Origin of the sequence: Stenotrophomonas sp. YIM B13575, assembly GCF_042787595.1 — a bacterium.
GTDB classification, from domain to species: domain Bacteria; phylum Pseudomonadota; class Gammaproteobacteria; order Xanthomonadales; family Xanthomonadaceae; genus Stenotrophomonas; species Stenotrophomonas lactitubi_B.
On record NZ_JBHZOP010000006.1, the window covers coordinates 1 to 23,112 of the forward strand.

Consider the following 23,112-nt stretch of genomic DNA (forward strand, 5'->3'; position numbering starts at 1 on the left):
CGGCCAGCGGCTCGGGCCCTGCCGGACAGCCTTCGGCAACCGGCGCAGTGCGCCCCAGGGCGTACACCGCGCGGCGCACCGCCAGCAGCTGCGCGCCGGGGTCACCCTGCCCCAGCTGCATCGGTTCGCCGATGCGCAGCCGCAGCGGCCGGCCACGGCGGGCAAACATCTCGCGTGCCAGCAGGGCCGTACCGGCCGGCTTGAACAGGGTCGACGCGCCGTAGAACAGCGCCGAGTTGCGCGCTTCCACCCGCACCGGCAGTACCGGTGCGGCGGCGGCGCGGGCAAAACGGACAAACCCCCGCTGCCAGCGACCATCGCGGATGCCGAGCAGCGACAACCGCGAGACCTCGCCAGCCGGGAACACGATCACGCACTGCTCGGCCGCCAGCGCCTGCTCCACCGCCTGCAGGCTGGTGCGCTGGACCTTGCCACCGAGGATGCGGACCGGCAGCAGCAGGTCCTGCAGCGGCCCGATCGCGCCCAGCAGATCGTTGGCGACGATGCGCACGTCGCGGCGGATGCGGCCGACCGCATCCAGCAGGGCCAGGGCATCCAGCGCGCCGGAGGGATGGTTGGCCACGATCAACAGGCGTCCGGTGGCCGGGATCCGCGCCAGCGCGGCAGGGTCGACGTGGTAGCGACCCTCGATGAACTCCAGCCCGGCGGCGACGAAGTCGAAGCCGCGCACGTCGGCGTTGCGGCGCAGGAACGCCTCGATCCGGTCCAGCCGCGACCAGCGTCCGACGCTGCGCAGCAGGGGCCGGGCCAGTTGGCCGCGACGGCCATGGAACCAGTCGGGATAGCGTTGCTGCAGACGCTGTTCGAGTTCCTGCATGGCGTGTCCACTCCTGCCCGGCGGCCGGGTTGGCCGAGAGCCTGCGCCCGGCAGGCGGCAGCCAGATGGCGGTTTGGCGGCAGAATGATGACGGCGCCTGCACCGGCCCCTCCGGGCCTGGCGGCGGCGGCAATGGTCACGCCAGTGGAACACTGCCTGTGCACCATGCCCCCGCAATGCCCGCCAGGCCTTGCCCGGCCGGGCACAACACCTTAACCACCGGCAACCCATACCGGTTCACAATGCACAGGCGGCGCACCCCGTGTATCATTCGCGCCCATCTTTCCATCCGAATCAAAGGATATTAAGCCTGATGTCCAGCTACCTCTTCACCTCCGAGTCGGTCTCTGAAGGCCATCCGGACAAGGTTGCCGACCAGATCTCCGATGCGGTGCTGGACGCGATCCTGACCCAGGACCAGCGCGCCCGCGTGGCCTGCGAGACCATGGTCAAGACCGGCGTTGCCATCGTTGCCGGCGAAATCACCACCAGCGCCTGGATCGACCTGGAAGCGCTGACCCGCAAGGTCATCGTGGACATCGGCTACGACAGCTCCGACGTCGGCTTCGACGGCGCCACCTGCGGCGTACTGAACCTGATCGGCAAGCAGTCCCCGCACATCGCCCAGGGCGTTGACCGCAAGAAGCCGGAAGAAATGGGCGCTGGCGACCAGGGCCTGATGTTCGGCTATGCCACCAACGAAACCGACAGCTACATGCCGGCGGCGATCCACCTGTCGCACCGCCTGGTCGAGCAGCAGGCCAAGATCCGCAAGAAGCGCAACTCGCCGCTGTCCTGGCTGCGTCCGGACGCCAAGAGCCAGGTCACCCTGCGCTATGAAAACGGCGTGGTCTCGGCCATCGACGCGGTGGTCCTGTCGACCCAGCATGCCCCGGGCATCAAGCAGAAGGACCTCATCGAGGCCGTCCGCGAAGAGATCATCAAGCCGGTGCTGCCGGCCAAGTGGCTGCACAAGGGCACCAAGTTCCACATCAACCCGACCGGCAAGTTCGAGATCGGCGGCCCGGTGGGCGACTGCGGCCTGACCGGCCGCAAGATCATCGTCGACACCTACGGCGGCTGGGCCCGTCACGGTGGTGGCGCGTTCTCCGGCAAGGATCCATCCAAGGTCGACCGTTCGGCCGCCTACGCTGCCCGCTACGTCGCCAAGAACGTGGTGGCCGCCGGCCTGGCCGACCGTTGCGAAGTGCAGGTCTCCTACGCCATCGGCGTGGCTGAACCGACCTCGATCTCGGTCACCACCTTCGGCACCGGCAAGATCAGCGACGACAAGATCGAGAAGCTGATCCGCAAGCACTTCGACCTGCGCCCGTACGGCATCATCAAGATGCTGGACCTGGTGCACCCGATGTACCAGCAGACCGCCGCCTACGGCCACTTCGGCCGCAAGCCGAAGGAGTTCAGCTACATCAACGGCGAAGGCGAGACCGTCAACGCCACGGCCTTCTCCTGGGAGAAGACCGATCGCGCCGCCGCCCTGCGCGCCGATGCGAAGCTGAAGTAAGAAACACGAAGGGCCGCGCAAGCGGCCCTTCTGCTTTCTGTAGAGCCGAGCCCGTGCTCGGCTTTCTTTTTGCCTGCACCAAGAGCAGCCGAGCATGGGCTCGGCTCTACAAGGGCGATGCGTGCCCGATACAATCGCCGCATGTCGACCGAACTCAAATCCCACCAGCTGTCCATGACCGTGCTGATGTCGCCGGAGATGGCCAATTTCTCCGGCAAGGTCCACGGCGGCGCGATCCTGCGCCTGCTCGACCAGGTCGCCTATGCCTGCGCCAGCCGCTATGCCGGCCGCTACGTGGTCACCCTGTCGGTGGACCAGGTGGTGTTCCGCCAGCCGATTGCGGTGGGTGAACTGGTCACTTTCTTGGCCTCGGTGAACTACACCGGCACTTCGTCGATGGAAATCGGCGTCAAGGTGGTGGCCGAGGACATCCTCAAGCGCAGCGTGCGCCACGCCAACAGCTGCTTCTTCACCATGGTGGCGGTGGACGAGGACGGCCGGCCGACGCCGGTTCCGTCACTGCAGCCGGCCAGCTCGGACGAGAAGCGCCGCCAGGCCGCCGCACTGATCCGCCGCCAGCTGCGCCAGGAAATGGAACAGCGGCATCTGGAACTGCTGGCGTCGAATCCGCCGTCACCGGAAGAATGAAGGCGTGCGGGGCAAGCCCCGCACCCACCGAAGCGGGTAGCGCCGGGCCATGCCCGGCGGATGCATTTCACCCGGTGTTCTGCACGCCCTGCGAAACACCATTCACGCAGGCCACCAGCGCGCGCAGCAGGTCGTCGTCCTCGCGCCCGCTTTCGCGCCAGCGCTGCAGCAGGTCTACCTGCAGCACGCTGATCGGGTCCACATAGGGGTTGCGCAGGCGGATCGACAGCGCCAGCCGCGCGTCGTGGTCCAACAGGGTCTGCTGCTCCATCAGCGCCAGCAGCCAGTGCCGGGTCAGTTCCAGTTCGCGCTCGACCTGCGGGAAGAACGCATCGTGCAGCTCGCCTGACAGGCGCGAGAACTGTTCGGCGATGGTGATATCGCCCTTGGACAGCACCATCGCGATGTCATCCAGGAAGGTGCGGAAGAACGGCCAGTCCCGCGCCATCTCGCGCAACGTGGCTTCATGGCCAGCATCCACCGCCGCCTGCAGGCCGCTGCCGACGCCGTACCAGCCCGGAATCACTGCGCGCGCTTGGCTCCAGGCGAACACCCATGGAATCGCACGCAGGTTGGTCAACGCCGCATCCTGGCCGAGCCGGCGCGACGGCCGCGAACCCAGCGTCATCCGTTCGATCACATCGATCGGCGTGGCGGTACGGAAGTAGTCCATGAAACGCGGCTGGCCGACGAACGCCCGATAGACCTCGCTGCTGGAACCGGCGACCACGTCCATCACCGGCCGCCAGTCCTCCTCGCGCGGCTCGGCGGCACGCGGGCGCAGGCTGGCGCGCAGTACCGCACCGGTGGCCTGCTCCAGCGAACGCAGCGCCAGCGCGCGGATGCCGTACTTGCGATGGATCACCTCGCCCTGTTCGGTCACCCGCAGGCGGCCATCGATGCTGCCGCGGGGCGAAGCATCGACCGCGTGCGTGGTCTTGCCGCCACCGCGGCTGATCGAACCACCGCGGCCATGGAAGAAGGTCAGGCGCAGGCCCGCTTCGGCCGCGACCTCCAGCAGTTCCACCTGCGCGCGTTGCAGGCCCCAGCGCGAGGCGGCAATACCACCGTCCTTGCTGCTGTCCGAGTATCCGAGCATCACCATCTGCACGTCGTCGCGTGCACGCAGATGCGCGCGGTACACCGGATCGGCCAGCAGATCGCGCAGTGTTGCAGTGCCACGCTTGAGGTCGTCCACGGTTTCAAACAGCGGCGCGATATCCAGCGGCACGTCGCCGGCGTCATCGACCAGGCCACCACGACGCGCCAGCGCCAGCACCGCCAGCACATCGCCACGGTCGTGCGCCATCGAGATGATGTAGCTGCCCAGCGCATCGCCACCATGCCGCATGCGCGCATCGGCCAATGCGGCAAACACCGCATCCAGGCGCTGGTTGCCCTCGTCATCGCCAACCGGCAGGGGTGCTTCACCACTGGCATGGGGCGCCAGCAGGCGGGCGCGACCGGCTGCATCCAACGCATCCCATGCCGCGTCACCGCCCAGCACGGCCGCCAGCGCGCGCGCATGCACGCTCGATTCCTGGCGCACATCCAGCCGCGCCAGATGGAAGCCGAAGGTCTTCACCCGCCACAGCAGGCGCTGCACGGCGAAGCCGCCGGCATGTTCGCCACGGTTCGCGCGCAGGCTGTCGAGGATCAGCTGCAGGTCGTCGATCAACTCGTCCGGACCGGCATAGGCGCCGTCGGCATCATCCAGCGTAGCCTGCAGGCGTGCGCGCATACGGTCGTTGAGCAACCGGTACGGCATGTCGGCATGGCGTGGCCGCGACTGCACCTGCGGCAGCAACTGCTGGTAGTGGGCGACACGCGCCTGCAGTGCATCGCTCACCCCCACCCGTTCGGTGGATTGGCTGAGCAGGCTGGCCAGCTGCAGCAGTTCCTTCTGGTACTGGCCCAGCACGGCAACGCGCTGTGCATCCAGCGTGTTGCGGATGGTGTGCGCATCCACATTGGGATTGCCGTCCATGTCGCCGCCCACCCACGTGCCGAAACGCAGCAGGCGTGGCAACGGCAGTTCCTCGCCGTAGGTATCACGCAGCGCCTGCTGCAGCGATTCGTACAGCACCGGGATGACCCGGTACAGCACCTGCACCAGATAGAAGCCGACGTGTTCGCGCTCATCGTCCACGGTCGGACGCACCGGCGAGGAATCGGTGGTCTGCCACGAGGCGGTCAACGCCATGCGGAAGCGCGCGGCGTCGGCGGCGGCCTCACCCGGCGTGCGCTGACCGTCGAGGTTGTCGACCAGGCTGGCCACCATCAGCTGCTCTTTTTCCAGCAGCGCGCGGCGCACGGCCTCGGTGGGGTGCGCGGTGAATACCGGCTCGATATCGATGCGTGGCAGCCACTGCGCCAGTTCGTCCAGGCCGACGCCCTGCGCCTTCAGGTGCTGCAAGGCATCCTGCAGACCATCGGGTTGCGGTGCGGCGGCAACGGCGCGCTGGTAGTCACGACGGCGGCGGATGCGATGCACGCGCTCGGCGATGTTGACCACCTGGAAGTAGGTGCTGAACGCCCGCACCATGGTCTCGGCCTGCTGCGGCGCACGCCCGGCCAGGCCATCGGCCAGCTCGGACAGTGGCGCCTGGTTCTCGCGGCGGGCGATGGCACGCGTACGCACGTCCTCGACGTCATCGAGGAAAGCGGCCGACACCTGCTCGACCAGCAGGTCGCCGACCAGTGCACCGAGACGGCGCACATCGTCACGCAGGGGAAGATCGGGGGAAGCGAACTCGATACTGCTGCGGTACTCGTTCATCGGCGACGCACAGGCCTCGGTCAACGTATCCAGACCCCAAGCCTAAACCAGATTACGCACGATGCTGCGATGCGGAAATGGTTTCATCTGCACGTATCCGCAGCAGAAGCAGCCGAGCGTGGGCTCGGCTCTACAGACGTCATCACGCGCCATACCGTGTAGCGCCCGAGCCCATGCTCGGGCGGCGGCGCAGCCGCACGTATCCGCAGCAGAAGCAGCCGAGCGTGGGCTCGGCTCTACAGACGTCATCACGCGCCATACCGTGTAGCGCCCGGGCCCATGCTCGGGCGGCGGCGCAACCGCACAGGCGGCCCCCGTTGCGGGGGCCGCCCTCATGCGGGTCAGCGCTTCTTCCTGGCCTTGTCCTGCTGCACCGGGCCCAGGGTCTGCTCCAGCCAGCGCTCGCTTTCGGCCAGCATGGTCATGATCGATTCGCGTGCGCGGTAGGCATGCGATTCGTTCGGCAGCATCACCAGGCGGGCCGTGCCGCCCAAGCCCTTCACCGCAGCGAACATGCGCTCGCTCTGCAGCGGGAAGGTGCCCGAGTTGTTGTCGTCCACGCCATGGATGAAGAGGATCGGATCCTTGATCCGGTCGGCGTAATTGAACGGCGCCATCTTCTGGTACACGTCCTGCGCCTGCCAGTAGTTGCGCTCTTCGGCCTGGAAACCAAACGGGGTCAGCGTGCGGTTGTAGGCCCCGCTGCGGGCGATGCCGGCCTTGAACAGGCGGGTATGCGCAAGCAGGTTGGCGGTCATGAACGCACCGTAGGAATGGCCACCGATGGCGATGTGATCGCGATCGGTCACGCCACGACGCACCACCTCGTCCACTGCAGCCTGCGCATTGGCCACCAGCTGTTCGATGTAGGTGTCGTTGGGTTCCTTGTCGCCTTCGCCGATGATCGGCATCGACGGGCTGGCCAGCACCACATAGCCCTTGGCCAGGAACGCCTGCGGGCCCCAGTAGCTGATCGCGTTGAAGCGGTACGGCGAATCGGTCACCTGGCTGGCGGCCGCCGCGCTCTTGAACTCACCCGGGTAGGCCCACATCAGCAGCGGCCGCGGACCATCGCGCTTGGGGTCATAGCCCGGCGGCAGCAGCAGGGTCGCGGTCAGGTCCACGCCATCCTTGCGCTTGTAGCGGATCTGCTCTTTCTGCACGCCCTTCAACTGCGGCAGCGGATGGGCGAAATGGGTCAGTGCACGCGGTGCAGCGTTGGTGTCGGCCAGCGACTGCACGTAGAAGTTGGTCGGTTCATCCGGGCTCTCGCGGCTGATCAGCAGCGAACTGGCCTGCGCATCCAGCAGCGTCACCGGCGCGGCGTAGGTCGGTGCCTGCGAATGGAACAGGCGGGTTGCCTTGCCGCTGGCCACCTCGAAGCGATCAACGAACGGACGGTCGCCCTCCGGCGATGCACCGGCCCCGGCCAGGTACAGGCTGCCACCATCGGCGGTGGTCTGCAGCAACGAGCGGCCGCGGTCATCGCTGGTCATCAGCGGGCGACCCGGATCGGCGTAACGGTCCTGCGCATCGCGGTCCCACAGCAGCCTGGCATCAGCGCTGGCGTTGTCCGGTGCGATCAACCAGGTCTTGCTGCGACGGGTCTTCCACCACGATTCGTTGAGCAGGGCCAGGTCGCCACGGCCCCAGCTGATGCCGGCGTAGCGGCTGCCGAGCTGGGCCAGGGTCACCGGCGGCGTGTCGAACGGTGCGGCCTGCATGAACACCGCATCGCGCACCTTGGCCTCCTTGTTCGGGTCGCCGCCGTCCTGCGCTTCGGCCCACACCAGGGTGGCATCGGCGTCGCCGCGCCAGCTGATGTCACGCACGCCGGTCACTTCGGCATCGTTGCCGGTCGGCAGGCCTTCCACCAGCGGACGCACCGCCACGGTATGCACCAGCTTGCCGGTGCTGCGGTCGAGCACTTCGATGCGGCGCGGGAAACTGCTCACCGGCACCACGTAGGAGTACGGGCGCTGCACCGGCTGGCTGAGCACGAAGCGGCCGTCGGGCGAGACCGCAAAGCCCATGAAGATGCCGGCCGCACCGATGGCGCGGTGCTGCCCGTCCAGGCTGACCTCCATCGGCTGGGTGGTGGCGTAGTAATCGAACTGGCGCGCATCGGCTTCGTTCTTCAACAGGTCCTGATAGGTGCGGATGGAGACCACGCCACCCCCCTGGCTGGTCTGCTGCACGGCCGGGCCGGTCGGAATGCCATCCGCGGCCGGCGCGGCGCCCAGGTTGGCCGGGCGGGTGAACACCACCAACCCACGGCTGTCCGGCAACCACTGGTAGCCACTGCCCAGGACGGTGTTCAGGCCGGCGACCAAACGACGGGCACTGCCGCCGGCCACGTCCACCAGCCACAGTTCATTGGCACCGGTAGCGGCATCGACCTGGTTGAAGGCCAGCCACTTCTGGTCCGGCGACCACGTCAGGCTGGCAATCGACAACGTCGCCGGCAACCCGCTGATCTGCCGCTCCTTGCCGTCGGCCACATTCATCAGCCACAGCTTCTGGCCGAAGCTGAAGCGGCTGTCGGAGAAGGTTTTCGGATTGATGCGCAGGCCCGCGAGTTTCAGCTCCGGCTGTGCCACCACCTGGATCGACGGCAGCGACGGCATCTGCATCAGCGCGGCCACATCGCGGCGTGGCGACAGGTACAGCGACGGCGCCCGCGGGGCGTCGACCACGGCCTGCAGTGCGGCCGAGGGCAGCTCGTAGCCGGTCACGCCCTGCGCTTGGGTCTGTGCCACCTGCGGGGCTGCGGCCCAGGCCTGCGGGACCACCGCCAGCAGGGCCATCGACAGGACCAGGCCGGTCAAGCGCCGGTTGCGGCGTGCGTGCGTGCTCATCATTGTTCCACCTGTTCGCTGCGTGAAGCCCTCGACCTTAACAGGCCATGCACATCCGCCCATCTGCCGATGGTTGGGTCATCGCTGTGTCACAGCGGAGGCGCGATATAATGGGCATCCTCCCCTGCCGAGGGGCGCTGCGACCGGATCCTCTGAGACCGGCCAGGCTCGGCCAGGTGGCTTTGCAACAACGGCGCCCGGCCAGATGCGAGCATCCGCTCGCCCACAACCGGAGCTACTGCATGAATGCTGTTGCCAAGACCTTCTCCACCGAAGGCGATTACAAGATCCGCGATATCACCCTGGCCGACTGGGGCCGCAAGGAACTGGACATCGCCGAGCACGAAATGCCGGGCCTGATGTCGATCCGCCGCAAGTACCAGGCCGAGCTGCCGCTGAAGGGCGTGCGCGTGACCGGTTCGCTGCACATGACCATCCAGACCGCGGTGCTGATCGAGACCCTGAAGGACATCGGCGCCGACGTGCGCTGGGCCTCGTGCAACATCTTCTCGACCCAGGACCACGCCGCTGCGGCGATCGCCGCCACCGGCACCCCCGTGTTCGCCTGGAAGGGCGAGTCGCTGGAAGAGTACTGGGACTGCACCCTGGACGCGCTGACCTTCACCCTTCCCGACGGCACCCTGACCGGCCCGGAACTGGTGGTCGACGACGGCGGTGACGTGACCCTGCTGATCCACAAGGGCTACGAGCTGGAAAACGGCAGCACCTGGGTCGACGAAAAGGCCGCCTCGCACGAAGAGCAGGTGATCAAGAACCTGCTCAAGCGCGTGGCCAAGGAGCGCCCGGGTTACTGGGGCCGCGTGGTCAAGGACTGGAAGGGCGTTTCCGAAGAGACCACCACCGGCGTGCACCGCCTGTACCAGCTGGCGCAGGCCGGCACCCTGCTGATCCCGGCGATCAACGTCAACGACTCGGTCACCAAGAGCAAGTTCGACAACCTGTACGGCTGCCGCGAGTCGCTGGCCGATGGCCTCAAGCGCGCGATGGACGTGATGCTGGCCGGCAAGGTCGCCGTGGTCTGCGGCTACGGTGACGTCGGCAAGGGCTGCGCCGCCTCGCTGCGTGCCTACGGCGCGCGCGTGGTGGTTACCGAGATCGACCCGATCTGCGCCCTGCAGGCGGCGATGGAAGGCTTCGAGGTCAACACCATCGAGTCGACCCTGGGCCGTGCCGACCTGTACGTCACCACCACCGGCAACAAGGACATCATCCGCATCGAGCACCTGAGCGCGATGAAGGACCAGGCCATCGTCTGCAACATCGGCCACTTCGACAACGAGATCCAGGTCGATGCGCTGGTCGCCTTCCCGGGCGTGAAGCACGTCAACATCAAGCCGCAGGTGGACAAGTACATCTTCCCGAACGGCAACGCGATCTTCCTGCTGGCCGAAGGCCGCCTGGTGAACCTGGGCTGCGCCACCGGCCACCCGAGCTTCGTGATGTCCAACTCGTTCGCCAACCAGACCCTGGCCCAGATCGACCTGTGGGCCAACAAGGGCAGCTACGAGAACAAGGTGTACCTGCTGCCGAAGAAGCTGGACGAAGAAGTGGCCCGCCTGCACCTGGAGAAGATCGGCGTGAAGCTGACTACCCTGAGCCAGGAACAGGCCGACTACATCGGCGTGCCGGTGGAAGGTCCGTTCAAGCCGGATCATTACCGCTACTGATGCCGTGCGCGGGGTCGGATCCCTTTCCGCAGGAAAGGGCTCTGGCCCCAGCAACGGATGCACACGGACGGGCGCCTTCGGGCGCCCGTTCTGCATTCCGGCGCCCGCCAGCCCGATCCGCGCGCGCTGTCACAGAGCCCTACGACGACGCTTGCTACGCTCTGTTCCCCCCGACGGCCCCCCAGTTCCATGGTTCGCCCCATGCCTGCCGCCCGCAGGCCATGCGCCAGGACGCAGACATCAAAGGATAGACATGCAGCGCAGCAGTGAACGTATGACCCGCGCCATCAAGCCCCTCATGACCCTGTGCTGCGTGGCCCTGCTGGCCGCCTGCACCCCGCCGTCCGGCGATGCCCAGGCCACGACGCCTGCAGCAGCCAGCGGACAGGCCAACACCGACGGCAGGGCGACCAGCGCCCCCGCAGCGAGCGCCGGCAGCACCACCTGCGCCGATTCGGCATCGCCGGTGCAGGCCCTGATCTGCAACGACCCCGCCCTGTTGAAGCAGGAAGGCGAGCTGGCCAAGGCCGAAGCCACCGCAAGCCAGACCCTCGATGCCGCCGGCAAGGCCAAGCTGCAGGCCGAGCAGCAGCGCTGGATCCAGCACACGCGCGACCTGTGCAGCGACGCGCACTGCCTGCAACAGGTAGTTGCCGACCGCCTCAAGGTGCTGTCGGCCACGCGCGACGGCCTGGTCGACCAGGACGCCTGCGAAGTGCCCGACGGCCAGCAGCAGTGCGTGGACATGCTGGTGCTGCGCGACCCCAACAGCCAGCTGGCGACCTTCAACACGCTGCTGGGCGAAAACGGCCAGGAAGGCCGCCTGCTGGGCTGCACGGCGGCTACCAACATCGGCGGCGGGCAGAACGCCCAGCTGGCGGCCAACTGCACCCAGGAAACAGCCAGCGGCAAGCGCAACGTGCAGCTGTGCAGCAACCAGATGGTCGGCCAGTTCGCCATCGAACCGGCGCCGGCCGCCTACGGCACCGAGGCCACCCGTCAGCTGCTCGGCTTCACCCAGCAGCACTGCGCCGGCTGACATCCGCCAGGCGGGCCCGCACCTTTTCCCTCATTGAAGGACGATGACCATGGCAACGGATTCCACCCTCACCCGCGAGCAGCTGTCCACCCTGTTCCTCAACACCGAACTGGGCGGCAACACCCGCCATCTGGACCATTTCTCCTACGCCAAGGAGGGCACCAGCACCTACTCGTTCGGCCTGGTGCAGTTCGACGTCGGCGGCAACCCCCAGGCCAGGCGCTTCCTGCGCGACAACGGCTTCAGCAACGGTGACATCGAACTGCTGTCCCAGCAGGGTGGGCTGAGCACGCAGCAGCTGGCCGCGCTCGACGCCAAGCTGCAGGCCATTCCGCAGGCCAACATCGATCAGCTCACCAACGCCAAGCTGGACAGCGCCATCGCGCGCGTCGACGAGGCCATCACCAAGGTGCGTGCGAGCAACCCGGCCGCCGCCGATGCCATCGTGGCAAACCCGGAACTGCAGCTGGCCATGGCCGACTATGACAACCAGTTCGGCAGCATGGGCCCGCAGTTCATCAACTATCTGTCCGGCAATGCGGAAACGCTGCAGGGCGGTACCGTACAGGCCGGCGATCCCCCCACCCGGGCCGACGTGCAGACCTTCGTCGATGCGACCAAGTACGGCATCCAGTCACCTGCGGCCGTGACCAGCCGCGATGAACGCTTCGACACGGCCATGACCCAGCTGGGCATCGCCCAGACCCATGCCCCCTCGCACGGCTCGCCCACCACTCCCGGTGCGCCGGCTGGCAGCGGCGTGCTGGTGAACGGCACAAAGGGTGATGAAGTGCAGGCCATGCAGCAGAAGCTGGCCGACCTCGGCTACACGGGCAAGGACGGTGCACCGCTGGTGGCCGACGGTCACTTTGGCCCGGGCACGCTGCAGGCAGTCCAGCAGTTCCAGCGCGATCACCAGCTGACAGTGGACGGCAAAGCCGGTAACGGCACCTTGGGCGCACTGGACGCGGCAAGCCAGCAGCGCCAGCAGCAGGCCGAACCAGCGGCGCCCGCAGCAGCACCGAGCATGGCCACGCCCGGGCACGCCGACAATCCGCGCTACCAGCAGGTGGTGGAGAAACTGGAGGCGCTTGAACAGCAGCGCAGCCAGGGTGGGCTCTCGCCGCTGTTCCATGACCGCGGCCAGCTGGAAAATGCCGCTGGACAGGTCGCCTACGAATCCAAGGTCGTCGGCATGTCACAGGTGGACACCGTGGTGGCGCGCCCGGATGGCCAGGGCGTGTTCGCGGTACAGGGCCAGCTGGGTGATCCTGCCGCGCACCGCACCTACATCGACCTTGCGCAGGCGGTCGGCCAGGACCTGCCGTCCAGCACACGCCAGAGCGAAGCGTTGAACGCCGAACAGACACAACGGCAGGCGCAGGAACAGGCACAGGCGCAGCAGCCGATGTCGCGCTGATCTGCGATGGATCGGGTGGATCCACGCATGACGTGGATCCATCTATTGCCGGCTATCGCGGACGTGATGAGTTGCCCGCGCCGGGATGCCGGGGAGCCGCTTCCCATCACCAGCCGATGCAGCAGTAGCCTCGGTCAAGTCAGCAGGGAAAGGCCGCGTTACGATTCCCCCATGACCCCGGCCATCAACCTGCTCAAGCGCGAGAAGATCGCCCATACCGTGCACAGCTACGTGCACGACGCCCATGCCGAATCCTACGGCGGCGAAGCCGTCGAAAAGCTGGGCCTGGACCCTGCACAGGTATTCAAGACGCTGCTGGCCAGCACCGAAACCCACGAACTGCTGGTAGCGATCGTGCCGGTGGCCGGCCAGCTCGACCTGAAAGCACTGGCCGAAGCCGCCGGCTGCAAGAAATGCGAGATGGCCGCCGTCGATGCCGCGCAGCGCGCAACCGGCTATCTGGTCGGTGGCATCAGTCCGCTGGGGCAGAAGAAGCGCCTGCGCAGCTTCCTTGATGCCAGCGCGCAGACGCTGCCGCAGTTGCACGTCAGCGCGGGGCGGCGTGGACTGGAAGTCGAGCTGGCACCCGCCGACCTGCTGCACCTGACCGGCGGCCATTACGCCGCGATCGGCAGGCCCCGTTGATGCGCTGGCCATGGTCCGCATCGCCGCCACCGCGGCTGGATGATCCGCAGGCCGACGTGCTGCTGCAGGATCTGCTGTCGCGCGATGCCAGCCGTATCCACGCGGCGAGCAGCCAGCTGGCGCGCTTGTTCAGTGCCACTACGCTTGACGCACTGGCACCCCATGCCGAACGGATCGAGCAGGCCTGCCAGGGCGTGCAGCTGGGCGGGGCACTGGTCAGCAACGATGTGCACCTGAAAGCCGCACTGCGCCGCCTGCGCTATTGGCGTGAACGCAGCGGCTGCCTGTGCGCGCTGTATCCGGACTATCTGTTCTTCAACCCACGCCGGCTGATCGAACAGGGGCATGTGCGGCTGCTGGAACAGGGCGTGGCCGAGGATGGCTGGGGCGACCGGCATCGGGTGGCCTGCACCAGCTGCAGCCGGCACTGGGATGCCACCGACCGCGAGTACCACTACCCGTGGTGGGAGTGGATCGTTGCGACCGATGATTGAAGCCACGCATGGCGTGGCTCTACTACCTCGCGCACGGGGCAGATCCATGCCATGCGTGTATGGCCGCTACTCCACCAGTTCATAGCGCATCGGCACGCGCGCAATGCTCAACTCGGGCGCCGTGCCCTTCGTATCCGTGCGGATGAAACGCCAGCCGCGCAACTCGTCCACCGCCGCCTCATCCAGCAGCGCATGGCCGCTGGACCGCTCGACAACGACAGCGGCAACCGTCCCCTGCGCATCGATCAGCGCCTTCAGCAGGCTGCGGCCGGAGAGGCCCTGCTCCATGGCTTCGCGCGGATAGCGCGGCAATTTTCCGCGCGGCAGTGTCCAGGGGACACCTTCGCCCGCGAACAGGTCGCGGCTGCTGCGAGCCGCACAGTGCTTCGGCAGGCGCAGCTGCAGCGATACCCTCGCCTCGTCCACGGTCACCTCTGCGGGCGCTGCACACGCCTGTTGGGCGAGTACCACCAGCAGCTGTTGCTGCCGACGCAGCGCCTTGCCATCGGCCGCGATCACCTCGACCACGCAACGACCGTCCCTTGGCTGCATCGACAGCGAGGTCACCCCCGCATCGCGCAACCCGGAAACGGCCGCCAGCGGCGAACAGGCCGTCTCAGCACCCGGCGTTGCCGCCAGCACCGCGGCAGCCGGCAACATGCCTGCCAGCAGCAGCGGAATGATCCTTGCCCCGATACCCATGCCCCGCCCTCCGTGCGTTTGCCTGCCCGATCATAGGGCATCCGCGCGAACCGGCATGTCAGGCGTGGATCCGTCTGTAGATCCACGCCATGCGTGGATGACAGCGACCGGTCACGGCCGCCAGTTGGCGTTGCTCTCCCAGAATGCCACCGCGCGCTGGTAGGCCTCGCGATCCAGCGGCACGCCCGAGCCCCCCTCCTCCACGCCCAGCGCATTGCGCATCATCGTGATCGGTGCCATCGGCACTTCTTCCGGTTCGGCGGTGTAGATGCAGCCGACGATGCCCCAGTCCGCATCAATGGGCGAGCCCTCCTTGGCCAACTGCTCGGCGCTGTACAGGATCACCACCAGATAGTTGGCACGCGGCGATTCCACGCCCTCGAACCAGCGCACCAGCACCGGCAGCTCCTCGCGGTTGCGCGCCTCGTAGCCGCTGCGCAGCTGGTGGCGGTTGGCGTCGGTGATCGGCACCGTCAGGCAGCGTGTGCTGGTCCAGTTCTCGTACACGAACAGTTTGCAGAACGGTGCATAGCCATCGAGCACCTTCAGAGGCGGATGCGCGTTGAGGTGCGCCTCGAACTGCTCGGCGCTGCAGTCCTGGATGGTGTTGCCGCGCGGCACGCGGGGGAACAGGCGGGGGCGGGCGAAATCGGTGAGGACGATGGACATGGCGATGTCATGCGGAAACAGGAACTCAGGTTAACCGCCGGCGTGCTTGAAGTCTGCTTCACATCTGCCGCGCAGACTGCGCCGCACACCCAAGGAGAGACGAGCATGTTCCGATTCCACCCGAGCCATCTGCTGGCGCTGGTCCTGCTGCCGTTGGCCGTTGTTGCGGCCCCCGCTCCGCCAGAGCCGCCGCGCGTGCTGCTGGTGGTCAGCAGCGAGGGCCGCGACCAGGGCAAGAGCCGTCCGGGTTTCGAGATGGACGAGTTCGCCCAAGCCTGGTTGATCCTCAAGCGCAACGGCTTTGCCATCGATGTGGCAAGCCCCCGCGGCGGTTCCGTGGAGGCAGACAAGTACAACCCCGCCGAAGCATTCAATGCCGCGCTGCTTGCCGATCAGCAGGCCGTTGCCAAGCTGGCGGCCACGCTTCCCACAAAACAGCTTCGTGCCGCCGATTACCAGGGCGTGCTGGTGATCGGCGGAAAAGGCGCGATGTTCGACCTGCCCGGCGACACCGCCCTGCAGCAGACCATCGCCAGCATCTGGGAACAGGGCGGCGTCGTTGCCGCCGTCTGCCACGGCCCCGCGGCATTGGCGGAGGTGCGCCTGGGCAATGGACGCCCGCTTGTGCAGGGCAGGGCGATGACCGGTTTCACCGAGGAAGAGGAAACCCAGTTCGGCAAGCGCTGGGCGAAGGAGTTCAGCTTCCAGCTGGAGCCGCGCATGCGCGAACTGGGGGCGCACTGGCAGGAGGCACCGCTGATGATGCCCAAGGTGGTGGTCGATGGCCGGCTGCTGACCGGGCAGAACCCGTTCTCGACCGCGGCCCTCGCCGATGCCTTCGTGCGTGCCAGTGGTCGCACTCCAGCAGCGCGCGAGCCCTGGCGTGACGAACGCAGCATGGCCCTGGTCGAGCAGCACCTGCAACAGCGCGATGACAGCGCAGCGCGGCAGCTGGCAGAGCGCAGCACCGATTTCCATGTGGAGCTGATCGGCATGCTCGGGTACGTGCAGCTGCAGGGCGCATCCGATGGCACTCAGGTCGCCAATGCACTGGCCATCATGCAGCTGGCCCGCCCGCACATGCAGGAACCGCGACTGGACGTGGCCATCGCGGATGCGCACTGGCGCCTTGGCAGGACGACCCAGGCACGCGAGCAGTTGCTGGCACTGCTGGAAAAGCAGCCGCAGCTGGACGAAGCTAAGGCTCTCCTGGCCCGCATGCAGCCCTGATCATGGACGCCGAGCGCCTGCGCCTGCTGTTGATCGAAGACAACCTGCCGCTGGCCTCGGCCATCGTCGACCTGCTGCAGGCCCAGGGCCATCAGGTCGACTTCGCCGCCGACGGCCAGGTCGGCCTGCGGCTGGCACTGGCAACACCACCGGACGTACTGCTGCTTGATGTAGGACTGCCAGGCATCGACGGCATCACCTTGTGCCGGCGGTTGCGTGAATGCAGCGACCGTCATGTGCCGGTGTTGATGCTGACCGCACGCGATGCGATCGACGACAAGCTGCAGGGGTTCGCTGCCGGCGTGGACGACTACCTGGTCAAGCCGTTCGACGACGCAGAGCTGCTGGCCCGTTGCCTTGCCCTCGCCCGGCGCCATCGCGTGGGCCAACCGAACCTGCTGCAGATCGGTGCGTTGAGCATCGACCGGCGCAGCGGCCAAGCCTGGCGCGCGGGCACGGCGCTGGAGCTGCAGCAGGTTCCACGGCGCATCCTGCTGGCACTGGCCGAGGCCTGGCCACGCACCGTCACCCGCAGCGAACTGGTACAACGCCTGTGGGGAGATGAAGCGCCCCCCTCCGATCCGCTGCGCTCGCATCTGTACCTGCTGCGCCAGGTACTGGACCGGCCATTCGACGGTGAGATGCTGCGCACCGTGCACGGCGTCGGCTTCCGGCTGGAGGCCTCGCCATGAAGCGGCGGCCGATCCAGCGCCTTCGCCGCCGCCTGGTCGTCGCATTCACGTCCTTCACCCTGCTCATTGCCACGGTGTTCGGGCTGTATTCGCTGGTTTTCATGTACGCCGTGGAAGACAGCGTTTTCAATGCACAGCTGGCCCGTGAAGCGAAGGCGCAGCTTGCCGTCCATGCAGCTACGGGGCGGTGGCGCGAGCCGGGTGATGCGGCCATCCGTCTGTATCAGGACACGGCCGCGTTCCCAAGCGATCTGCAGACCGCATTCGCCCAGGAGCCGTGGCGTTCTGAATTCAGCGGCAACGAGGGCCGGCACTACCACGTGCGACGCATGGATCCGCCACCGCCGTCACGGCCTGCCTGGCTGATCGCCGAGGTCAGCTCTCAACTGGCGGTGCGCCCGATCCGCGATGGCGTGGTGGCCCTGCTGGCCGGCACCGCGCTGGTGATGGTGCTGCTGGCGATCCTGCTGGGCGTGTGGCTTGCGCGCCGTGGCACGCGCCCTCTGTACTCGCTCGTAGCGCACGTGGAGGCGTTGCCACTGCTGCCACGGGAAGACACCGCGCTGGCTGCTCACTTCGACGATGACGAGATCGGTGTGCTGGCGCGTGCCGTGGACCGGCTGTCCGCCCGGGTGGCCGCCTTTGTTGCCCGCGAACACGCCTTCACCCGCGATGCCAGCCACGAACTGCGCACACCGTTGGCAGTGATTTCCAGCGCCGCTGGCCAGTTGCTGCACGAACCCGGGCTGTCCGAGCGCGGGCAGCAGCACCTGCAGCATATCCGCCTGTCCGCGCTGCAGCTTCAGCAGGCGGTGGCGGCACTGCTGGCCCTGGCTCGCGAGGACGAGGCGCCACCCGCCGCGCAGGTGCGTCTGATACCGCTGCTGGAGCGGGTCATCGTTGAACAGGCTCCTCTGCTCGGCGCACGGCCAGTGGAGGTACAGATGACAGTGACCGACGATGCGGCGCTCTGCGCGCCGGAGCCGGCCCTGCGCGTGGTGCTGGCCAATCTGATCGGCAATGCCTTCGCCCATACACCGCTGGGACATGTGCGCATCAGCATGGAAGCAGGCGAACTGTCGGTGTACAACAGCACTGGCAGCGACGCATCCCTTGGCCACTGGCCCGATCCACGCCCTTTTGAAAAAGGCCAGGACAGCCTTGGTAGCGGTCTCGGCCTGGAGATCATGCGTCGCCTGTGCGATCACCATGGCCTGCAGCTGCGGATCGAACGACACGCCCTTGGCGTGCGGGCGATCCTGCGCGGCTTGCCGATGCCGGGATGATTCGCCCAACCGTATGGCGCCGGCTACAGCGCCATACGCTCGCGCAGCTCCCGTGCCTGCCGCCGCGATACCTCGACTTCACTGCCATCATCCAGCGCCAGATCGTAACCATCGCCGATGCTCGGCGCGACCGCACGGATGCGCCGCAGGTTGACCAGCGTGTTGCGGTTGGCACGGAAGAAAAGATCCGGCGGCAAGCGTGCTTCCAACGCGCTCAGGCTGCGGGCCAGCAACGCGTTCTGGTCGCGGAACCACAGCCGCGTGTAGTTGCCATCCACCACCAACCGGCGGATCTCGGCAACGGCCACGAACCAGCAGCGCTCGCCTTCGCGCACGAACACCTGGTCCTGCGCGCCCAATGTGCCGTGACCGCCTGGAGCTTCGGTACTCAGCTGCGCATGCTGGCGTGCACGCTCCAGCGCCTCCAGCAGGCGCGGGGCTTCCACCGGCTTCACCAGGTAGTCCAGCGCGTTGGCCTGGAATGCGCGTACTGCGTAGCTGTCATAGGCAGTGACGAACACCACCGCAGGCACCCTTTCCAGCCCGTCCAGTACATCGAAGCCGCTGCCGGAGGGCATCTGCACGTCCAGCAGCACCAGGTCCGGTGCCAGCGTGGCGATGGCTTCACGCGCGGCCGGCACGTCGTCGGCCTCGCCCACGCACTGCACCCAGGGCAGCGACGACAGCAGCGTACGCAGCTCCTGCCGCGCCAGCCGAGCATCGTCGACAATCAACACACGCAGCACGGCCGTCATTGCGGAATCTCCAGCAGGGCCTGCATACGGTCGCCGATCGGCTGCAGGGCGAAACGGCCACGCGTACCCAGTTGCGTGCGCAGGTAGGCCAGGCCGACACCATGGCCAGGGGTGGGTTCATTGCCGCTGCCAAGCGGGTTGTCCACCTGCAGGCGCAGCAGGTCATCTTCCAGCGACGCGCGGATATGCACCTCACCGCCGCCCGCGCGGCTGGCAATACCATGTTTGATTGCGTTCTCAACGAGCAGTTGCAGCGCCATCGCTGGCAGATGTGCCTGCACCGCTTCTGCCGCTATCTCCCGCCGCACCTGCAGACGCTGTTCGAAGTGGATCGCCTCGATGGCCAGGTAGTCATCGACCACTGCCAGTTCCTCGGCCAGGGTCACCTGCTCGCTGCGGTTGTGGGCCAGTGCGTGGCGCAGCGTGCGCGACAGGCGGGTGACCATGTCGCGGGCACGCTCGGGGTCCTCCAGGATCAGCGCGCGCAGGTTGTTCAATGCGTTGAACATGAAATGTGGATTCAGCCGCGCACGCAACGCATCGCGCTCCAGGGCGCTGCGCTCCGCCTCCGCGCGCAACCGCGCCAGCTCGCTGTGGCGCGCGCGGCGCAGGCCATGCAGGCCCGCCCACAGGCCCGTCCACATCAACAGGAACAGGGCGGTGTTCATCCAGTACAGCACGACCGACGACAGCTGGTAATCGGCATGCCCACCGGGCAACTGCACCCAGCCCATGGTCAGTGCCGGCAGCAGCAAGGCCGCCGTCAGCCCCTGTGCGATGCTGGCGCCGACCACCACGCCAGCGGCCAGCTTCAGCACCAGGCTGCCCAGACTGCCATCCCACCAGCGCTGCCGCAGCGCGACCGAACGCAGCGCGCCGCTGCACAACCACAGGGACACGGCAATGCTGAGGGAAATCAACACCACGCCGCTGAACAGCGTGCCGCCGCCGACACGCACCCCCAGCCACAGGCTGTACGCCGCATAGCCTGCCCACGCCAGCGCGTTGAGGGTCCAGAAGCGGCGGGATGGCGTGGTTGCGTCCAAAGGCAGCCTCAGCGGTGGAAGGAAGGGCATGCAACGATCAGGAATGCGCGGCAAGGAAGCGGCGCAGCTGTGCCTGCAGCCAGCGCGGATCATCCCACATCAGGAAGTGGTAGCCCTGTGCGCTCATCTCGATCTGCACGCCCGGCAGCTTCGCGTACTGCGCCTGGAACTGCGCACGAGTACTGGCTTCCGTACCACCCATCGGCTGGTAAGCGGCCCAGCTGCCCAGCACCAGCACCGGCGTATTGATACCGGCGATGTCCTCACGCAGATCGCGCACCAGCATGGAGTACATCGCATCGGCCATGCTCGTGCGATCACTGTCGCGCCCCCAACGCTGGAGCTCCGGCAGATGCTGCGTGCTGCGGGTCAGGGCCTTGGCGATCGCGTCGTTGCGTGCATTGAAGCCGGCCTCATCGGCCGCCAGCAGGCCTTCGCGCAGCTGCCCGGCCATCATCCCCACGTTCTGCGCGGTGGCCTGCGGGTTCATCACCGCCGCATAGAACGGCAGCGAATCCACGATCACCAGCGGACCGACGGCATCGGGTGCCTTCAGTGCCATCTGCATTGCCAGCACGCCTCCCAGGCTGTGGCCGATCACGGCAACCTTCGACAGGTGCTGCGCCTGCAGATAGCCCAGCAGTTCATCACGCATCGCCGGCAGGAAATCCGCCGGGCGCGGATCGGCAGGCGCCGCACCGGCAAAACCCGGCAGCTGCACCAGATGGCACTGCACGTCCTTCAGCGCCAGGCAGGTCTCACGCCAGACCTCCGCACTGCTGTTGAGCCCGGGAATCATCAGCAAGGGACGGCCTTTGCCGACCACCTCGATCCGCACCGTATTTGGGACGGCGGCCTTATCGATGGCGGTGGCATGGGCCGGGCCCGAGCCAAGCACGGCCATCGCCATGCCGACCATCGCCAGCCGGGCCATTGCCTTCATCGCGTACCAGAATGCCAGGAAGATCTTCATCGTCTGCTCCTTCATCAGGTGGGTGGTGCCGGGAATGGGGCCAGCGTGGCTCCGCTTCCTGTGCCCCGGTTGCGATTACGGAGCAACGGCCCGTCAGCGGGGCGAACGGTCGTCTGTCCGGGGTGGCCTGACCCGGCCACCCACTGAACATCCATCTTGATGAAGCGATATACTCATTCCCACCCGTCGCCGCCGCCCGTGCCATGACCGCCATCAGCTTCGAGTTCTATCCGCCCAAGACCGACGAACAGCGCACCCAGCTGGACCGTGCCGCGGCCAGGCTGAAGGCGTATGCCCCCGAGTACGTGTCCTGTACCTTCGGCGCCGGTGGCTCGACCCTGAGCTACACCTCCGAGACCGTGCGCCATCTCAACCAGCACCACGGCTTCGATGCGGCACCGCATCTGTCCTGCGTGGGTGGCACCCGCCAGGAGATCCGCGAACTGCTCAAGCTGTACCGTGCCATCGGCTGCCGGCGCCTGGTCGCGCTGCGCGGCGACCTGCCGTCGGGCATGGGCTTCCCCGGCGACATGCGCTACGCCTCCGAACTGATCGCCTTCATCCGCGCCGAACACGGCGATGCCTTCCGCATCGAAGTGGGCGCGTATCCGGAAACGCATCCACAGGCGCAGGACGCCCTGCTCGACCTGAAGCACTTCAAGGCCAAGATCGACGCCGGTGCCGATGCGGCCATCACCCAGTATTTCTTCAACCCCGACGCCTACTTCCACTTCGTCGACGAAGTGCAGCGGCTCGGTGTGCAGGTGCCGATCACCCCGGGCATCATGCCGATCTCCAACTTCAGCCAGCTGCGCCGCTTCTCCGAACAGTGCGGTGCGGAAATTCCGCGCTGGATCAGCCGCAAGATGCAGGCCTACGGTGACGACGCCGAATCGGTGCGTGCGTTCGGTGCCGAAGTGGTGGCCAAGCTGTGCCAGCGCCTGGTTGAAGGCGGCGCACCGGGCCTGCACTTCTACACCTTGAACCTGGCCAAGCCGACGGTCTCGGTACTGACGCTGCTGCGCGGCTGAAAAGTACGCTGCGTTGTCGCAATCGGCGCTACGCTGCGTCGATGAAGGTCGCCCTGTCCCTGTTGCTGCTCCTGCTGCTGCCCGGCGTCTGCGCCATCGCGCAGGCGCAGTCCACGCGCTTGAACCGCTGCACCGATCCGCAGGGGCAAAGTGTCTACACCGACCGTCCCTGCGACAGCCTGGGTGCGCAGTCCCGGCGTCCGCCGCCGGCGCCTTCCGGCAACACCCTGCAGCGCGACAGCCTCGGCAGCAGCTGCCCACGCCGTTTGAGCGAACTGGTGCAGGCCTTGCACACGGCGGCCGCCGTCGGTGATGTGAACCGGCTCTCTTCGCTGTACCTGTGGGGCGCGGTGTCCGATGCGGGCGCTCAGCGGATTCTTGGCCAGCTGGAATCGGTGGTGCGGCGGCCGCTGGTGGACGTGGTGCCGGTGTATCCGCGGCAGGATCTGGACGAGGGCCAGGACATCGCCGCACAGGATTCGCAGACGGAGCCGCTACCGACCGCGCGGCGACATCCGATCGGGTTGCGGTTGGAGCAGACCCTGCCAGGCAGCGCCACGCGCGCAGCGACCATGCTTGGGCTGCGGCGGCAATATGGGTGTTTCTGGATTACGTTGTGAGCGGTGCTGCGGAACCGCCATCCACGCATGGCGTGGATCTACTGGTCCGCGCGTGGCGTGGATCTACTGCCTGCGGTGAGGGGTCGGATCCCTTTCCAGCGGAAAGGGCTCCGACCCCGGATTCGAGCGAGGAGGTCAGAGCCCCGCATTGCGGGGCTCCGCCCCCCTGTAGCG

General features: G+C 67.1%; 20 protein-coding genes and 1 riboswitch. Of the genes, 12 read left to right on the forward strand and 8 right to left on the reverse strand.

Going from position 1 to position 23,112, the window contains the following annotated elements; all coding sequences use genetic code 11:
• Window positions 1-838, reverse strand: an 838-nt coding sequence (locus tag ACFX4F_RS00930; protein WP_380651325.1) for a 1-acyl-sn-glycerol-3-phosphate acyltransferase, incomplete at its 3' end; no start/stop codon positions are given.
• A gap of 313 nt (window positions 839-1,151) precedes the next feature.
• Between ACFX4F_RS00930 and metK the strand changes: the two genes are divergently transcribed.
• Window positions 1,152-2,363 (forward strand): methionine adenosyltransferase, encoded by a 1,212-nt coding sequence (gene metK / locus ACFX4F_RS00935; RefSeq protein ID WP_049468504.1) that lies wholly within the window; start codon window positions 1,152-1,154, stop codon window positions 2,361-2,363.
• Window positions 2,364-2,504: 141 nt separating this feature from the next.
• Window positions 2,505-3,011 carry an acyl-CoA thioesterase gene (locus ACFX4F_RS00940; RefSeq protein ID WP_025876535.1) on the forward strand — a complete coding sequence of 169 codons (507 nt, stop codon included), beginning with the start codon at window positions 2,505-2,507 and terminating at the stop codon, window positions 3,009-3,011.
• A 67-nt stretch (window positions 3,012-3,078) separates the two neighbouring features.
• On the opposite strand, the gene ppc is transcribed toward ACFX4F_RS00940, so the two are convergent.
• Both ppc and ACFX4F_RS00950 read right to left on the reverse strand, forming a co-directional pair.
• On the reverse strand, window positions 3,079-5,790 hold the full coding sequence (gene ppc, locus ACFX4F_RS00945; protein WP_380651330.1) for a phosphoenolpyruvate carboxylase: 2,712 nt from the start codon (window positions 5,788-5,790) through the stop codon (window positions 3,079-3,081).
• Between the two features lie 341 nt (window positions 5,791-6,131).
• On the reverse strand, window positions 6,132-8,648 hold the full coding sequence (locus ACFX4F_RS00950; protein ID WP_380651333.1) for a S9 family peptidase: 2,517 nt from the start codon (window positions 8,646-8,648) through the stop codon (window positions 6,132-6,134).
• Between the two features lie 123 nt (window positions 8,649-8,771).
• Window positions 8,772-8,854: riboswitch (S-adenosyl-L-homocysteine riboswitch) on the forward strand.
• A gap of 36 nt (window positions 8,855-8,890) precedes the next feature.
• On the opposite strand from ACFX4F_RS00950, the gene ahcY reads away from it, so the two are divergent.
• From ahcY to ACFX4F_RS00975, 5 genes are all read left to right on the forward strand, one after another.
• Complete coding sequence (gene ahcY, locus ACFX4F_RS00955; protein ID WP_180166765.1) at window positions 8,891-10,336, forward strand: adenosylhomocysteinase; 1,446 nt, start codon at window positions 8,891-8,893, stop codon at window positions 10,334-10,336.
• Window positions 10,337-10,589: 253 nt separating this feature from the next.
• Window positions 10,590-11,375, forward strand: coding sequence for a lysozyme inhibitor LprI family protein (locus tag ACFX4F_RS00960; protein ID WP_380651337.1), 786 nt, complete (start codon window positions 10,590-10,592; stop codon window positions 11,373-11,375).
• A 49-nt stretch (window positions 11,376-11,424) separates the two neighbouring features.
• The gene (locus ACFX4F_RS00965) at window positions 11,425-12,795 is read left to right on the forward strand and encodes an XVIPCD domain-containing protein (RefSeq protein WP_380651340.1); all 1,371 of its coding nucleotides are present in this window, start codon (window positions 11,425-11,427) and stop codon (window positions 12,793-12,795) included.
• 171 nt (window positions 12,796-12,966) lie between these two features.
• Window positions 12,967-13,440, forward strand: a complete 474-nt coding sequence (gene ybaK, locus ACFX4F_RS00970; protein ID WP_380651343.1) for a Cys-tRNA(Pro) deacylase — start codon at window positions 12,967-12,969, stop codon at window positions 13,438-13,440.
• Window positions 13,440-13,934, forward strand: coding sequence for a hypothetical protein (locus ACFX4F_RS00975; protein ID WP_380651346.1), 495 nt, complete (start codon window positions 13,440-13,442; stop codon window positions 13,932-13,934). The genes ybaK and ACFX4F_RS00975 overlap by 1 nt, the downstream gene beginning before the upstream one ends.
• A 66-nt stretch (window positions 13,935-14,000) precedes the next feature.
• Here ACFX4F_RS00975 and ACFX4F_RS00980 read toward each other — a convergent pair whose 3' ends face one another.
• Window positions 14,001-14,636: an energy transducer TonB gene (locus tag ACFX4F_RS00980; RefSeq protein ID WP_380651349.1), complete on the reverse strand. Its 636-nt coding sequence runs from the start codon at window positions 14,634-14,636 to the stop codon at window positions 14,001-14,003.
• A gap of 111 nt (window positions 14,637-14,747) precedes the next feature.
• The gene (locus ACFX4F_RS00985) at window positions 14,748-15,305 is read right to left on the reverse strand and encodes a DUF3228 family protein (RefSeq protein ID WP_380651352.1); all 558 of its coding nucleotides are present in this window, start codon (window positions 15,303-15,305) and stop codon (window positions 14,748-14,750) included.
• A 105-nt stretch (window positions 15,306-15,410) separates the two neighbouring features.
• Here ACFX4F_RS00985 and ACFX4F_RS00990 point away from each other — a divergent pair, with 105 nt between their 5' ends.
• From ACFX4F_RS00990 to ACFX4F_RS01000, 3 genes are read left to right on the forward strand one after another with little or no spacing between them, the layout of a single operon-like run.
• Complete coding sequence (locus tag ACFX4F_RS00990) at window positions 15,411-16,535, forward strand: type 1 glutamine amidotransferase domain-containing protein (RefSeq protein WP_380651355.1); 1,125 nt, start codon at window positions 15,411-15,413, stop codon at window positions 16,533-16,535.
• A gap of 17 nt (window positions 16,536-16,552) precedes the next feature.
• Window positions 16,553-17,227 (forward strand): response regulator transcription factor, encoded by a 675-nt coding sequence (locus ACFX4F_RS00995; RefSeq protein ID WP_380651370.1) that lies wholly within the window; start codon window positions 16,553-16,555, stop codon window positions 17,225-17,227.
• Window positions 17,224-18,513 carry a sensor histidine kinase gene (locus ACFX4F_RS01000; RefSeq protein WP_380651358.1) on the forward strand — a complete coding sequence of 430 codons (1,290 nt, stop codon included), beginning with the start codon at window positions 17,224-17,226 and terminating at the stop codon, window positions 18,511-18,513. The genes ACFX4F_RS00995 and ACFX4F_RS01000 overlap by 4 nt, the downstream gene beginning before the upstream one ends.
• A 23-nt stretch (window positions 18,514-18,536) precedes the next feature.
• Here the strand turns inward: ACFX4F_RS01000 and ACFX4F_RS01005 are convergent, their stop codons facing one another.
• Genes ACFX4F_RS01005 through ACFX4F_RS01015 form a run of 3 tightly spaced genes read right to left on the reverse strand, consistent with a single transcriptional unit; the run spans window position 18,537 to window position 21,287 of the window.
• The gene (locus tag ACFX4F_RS01005; protein WP_380651361.1) at window positions 18,537-19,268 is read right to left on the reverse strand and encodes a LytR/AlgR family response regulator transcription factor; all 732 of its coding nucleotides are present in this window, start codon (window positions 19,266-19,268) and stop codon (window positions 18,537-18,539) included.
• Window positions 19,265-20,314, reverse strand: a complete 1,050-nt coding sequence (locus tag ACFX4F_RS01010; RefSeq protein WP_380651373.1) for a sensor histidine kinase — start codon at window positions 20,312-20,314, stop codon at window positions 19,265-19,267. The genes ACFX4F_RS01005 and ACFX4F_RS01010 overlap by 4 nt, the downstream gene beginning before the upstream one ends.
• A gap of 37 nt (window positions 20,315-20,351) precedes the next feature.
• A complete protein-coding gene (locus ACFX4F_RS01015; RefSeq protein WP_380651364.1) occupies window positions 20,352-21,287 on the reverse strand; it encodes an alpha/beta fold hydrolase in 936 nt (311 codons plus the stop codon).
• A gap of 203 nt (window positions 21,288-21,490) precedes the next feature.
• On the opposite strand from ACFX4F_RS01015, the gene metF reads away from it, so the two are divergent.
• Window positions 21,491-22,318 (forward strand): methylenetetrahydrofolate reductase [NAD(P)H], encoded by an 828-nt coding sequence (gene metF / locus ACFX4F_RS01020; RefSeq protein ID WP_099820290.1) that lies wholly within the window; start codon window positions 21,491-21,493, stop codon window positions 22,316-22,318.
• A 41-nt stretch (window positions 22,319-22,359) separates the two neighbouring features.
• Complete coding sequence (locus ACFX4F_RS01025) at window positions 22,360-22,938, forward strand: DUF4124 domain-containing protein (protein WP_380651367.1); 579 nt, start codon at window positions 22,360-22,362, stop codon at window positions 22,936-22,938.
• The last annotated feature ends 174 nt before the right edge of the window (window positions 22,939-23,112 follow it).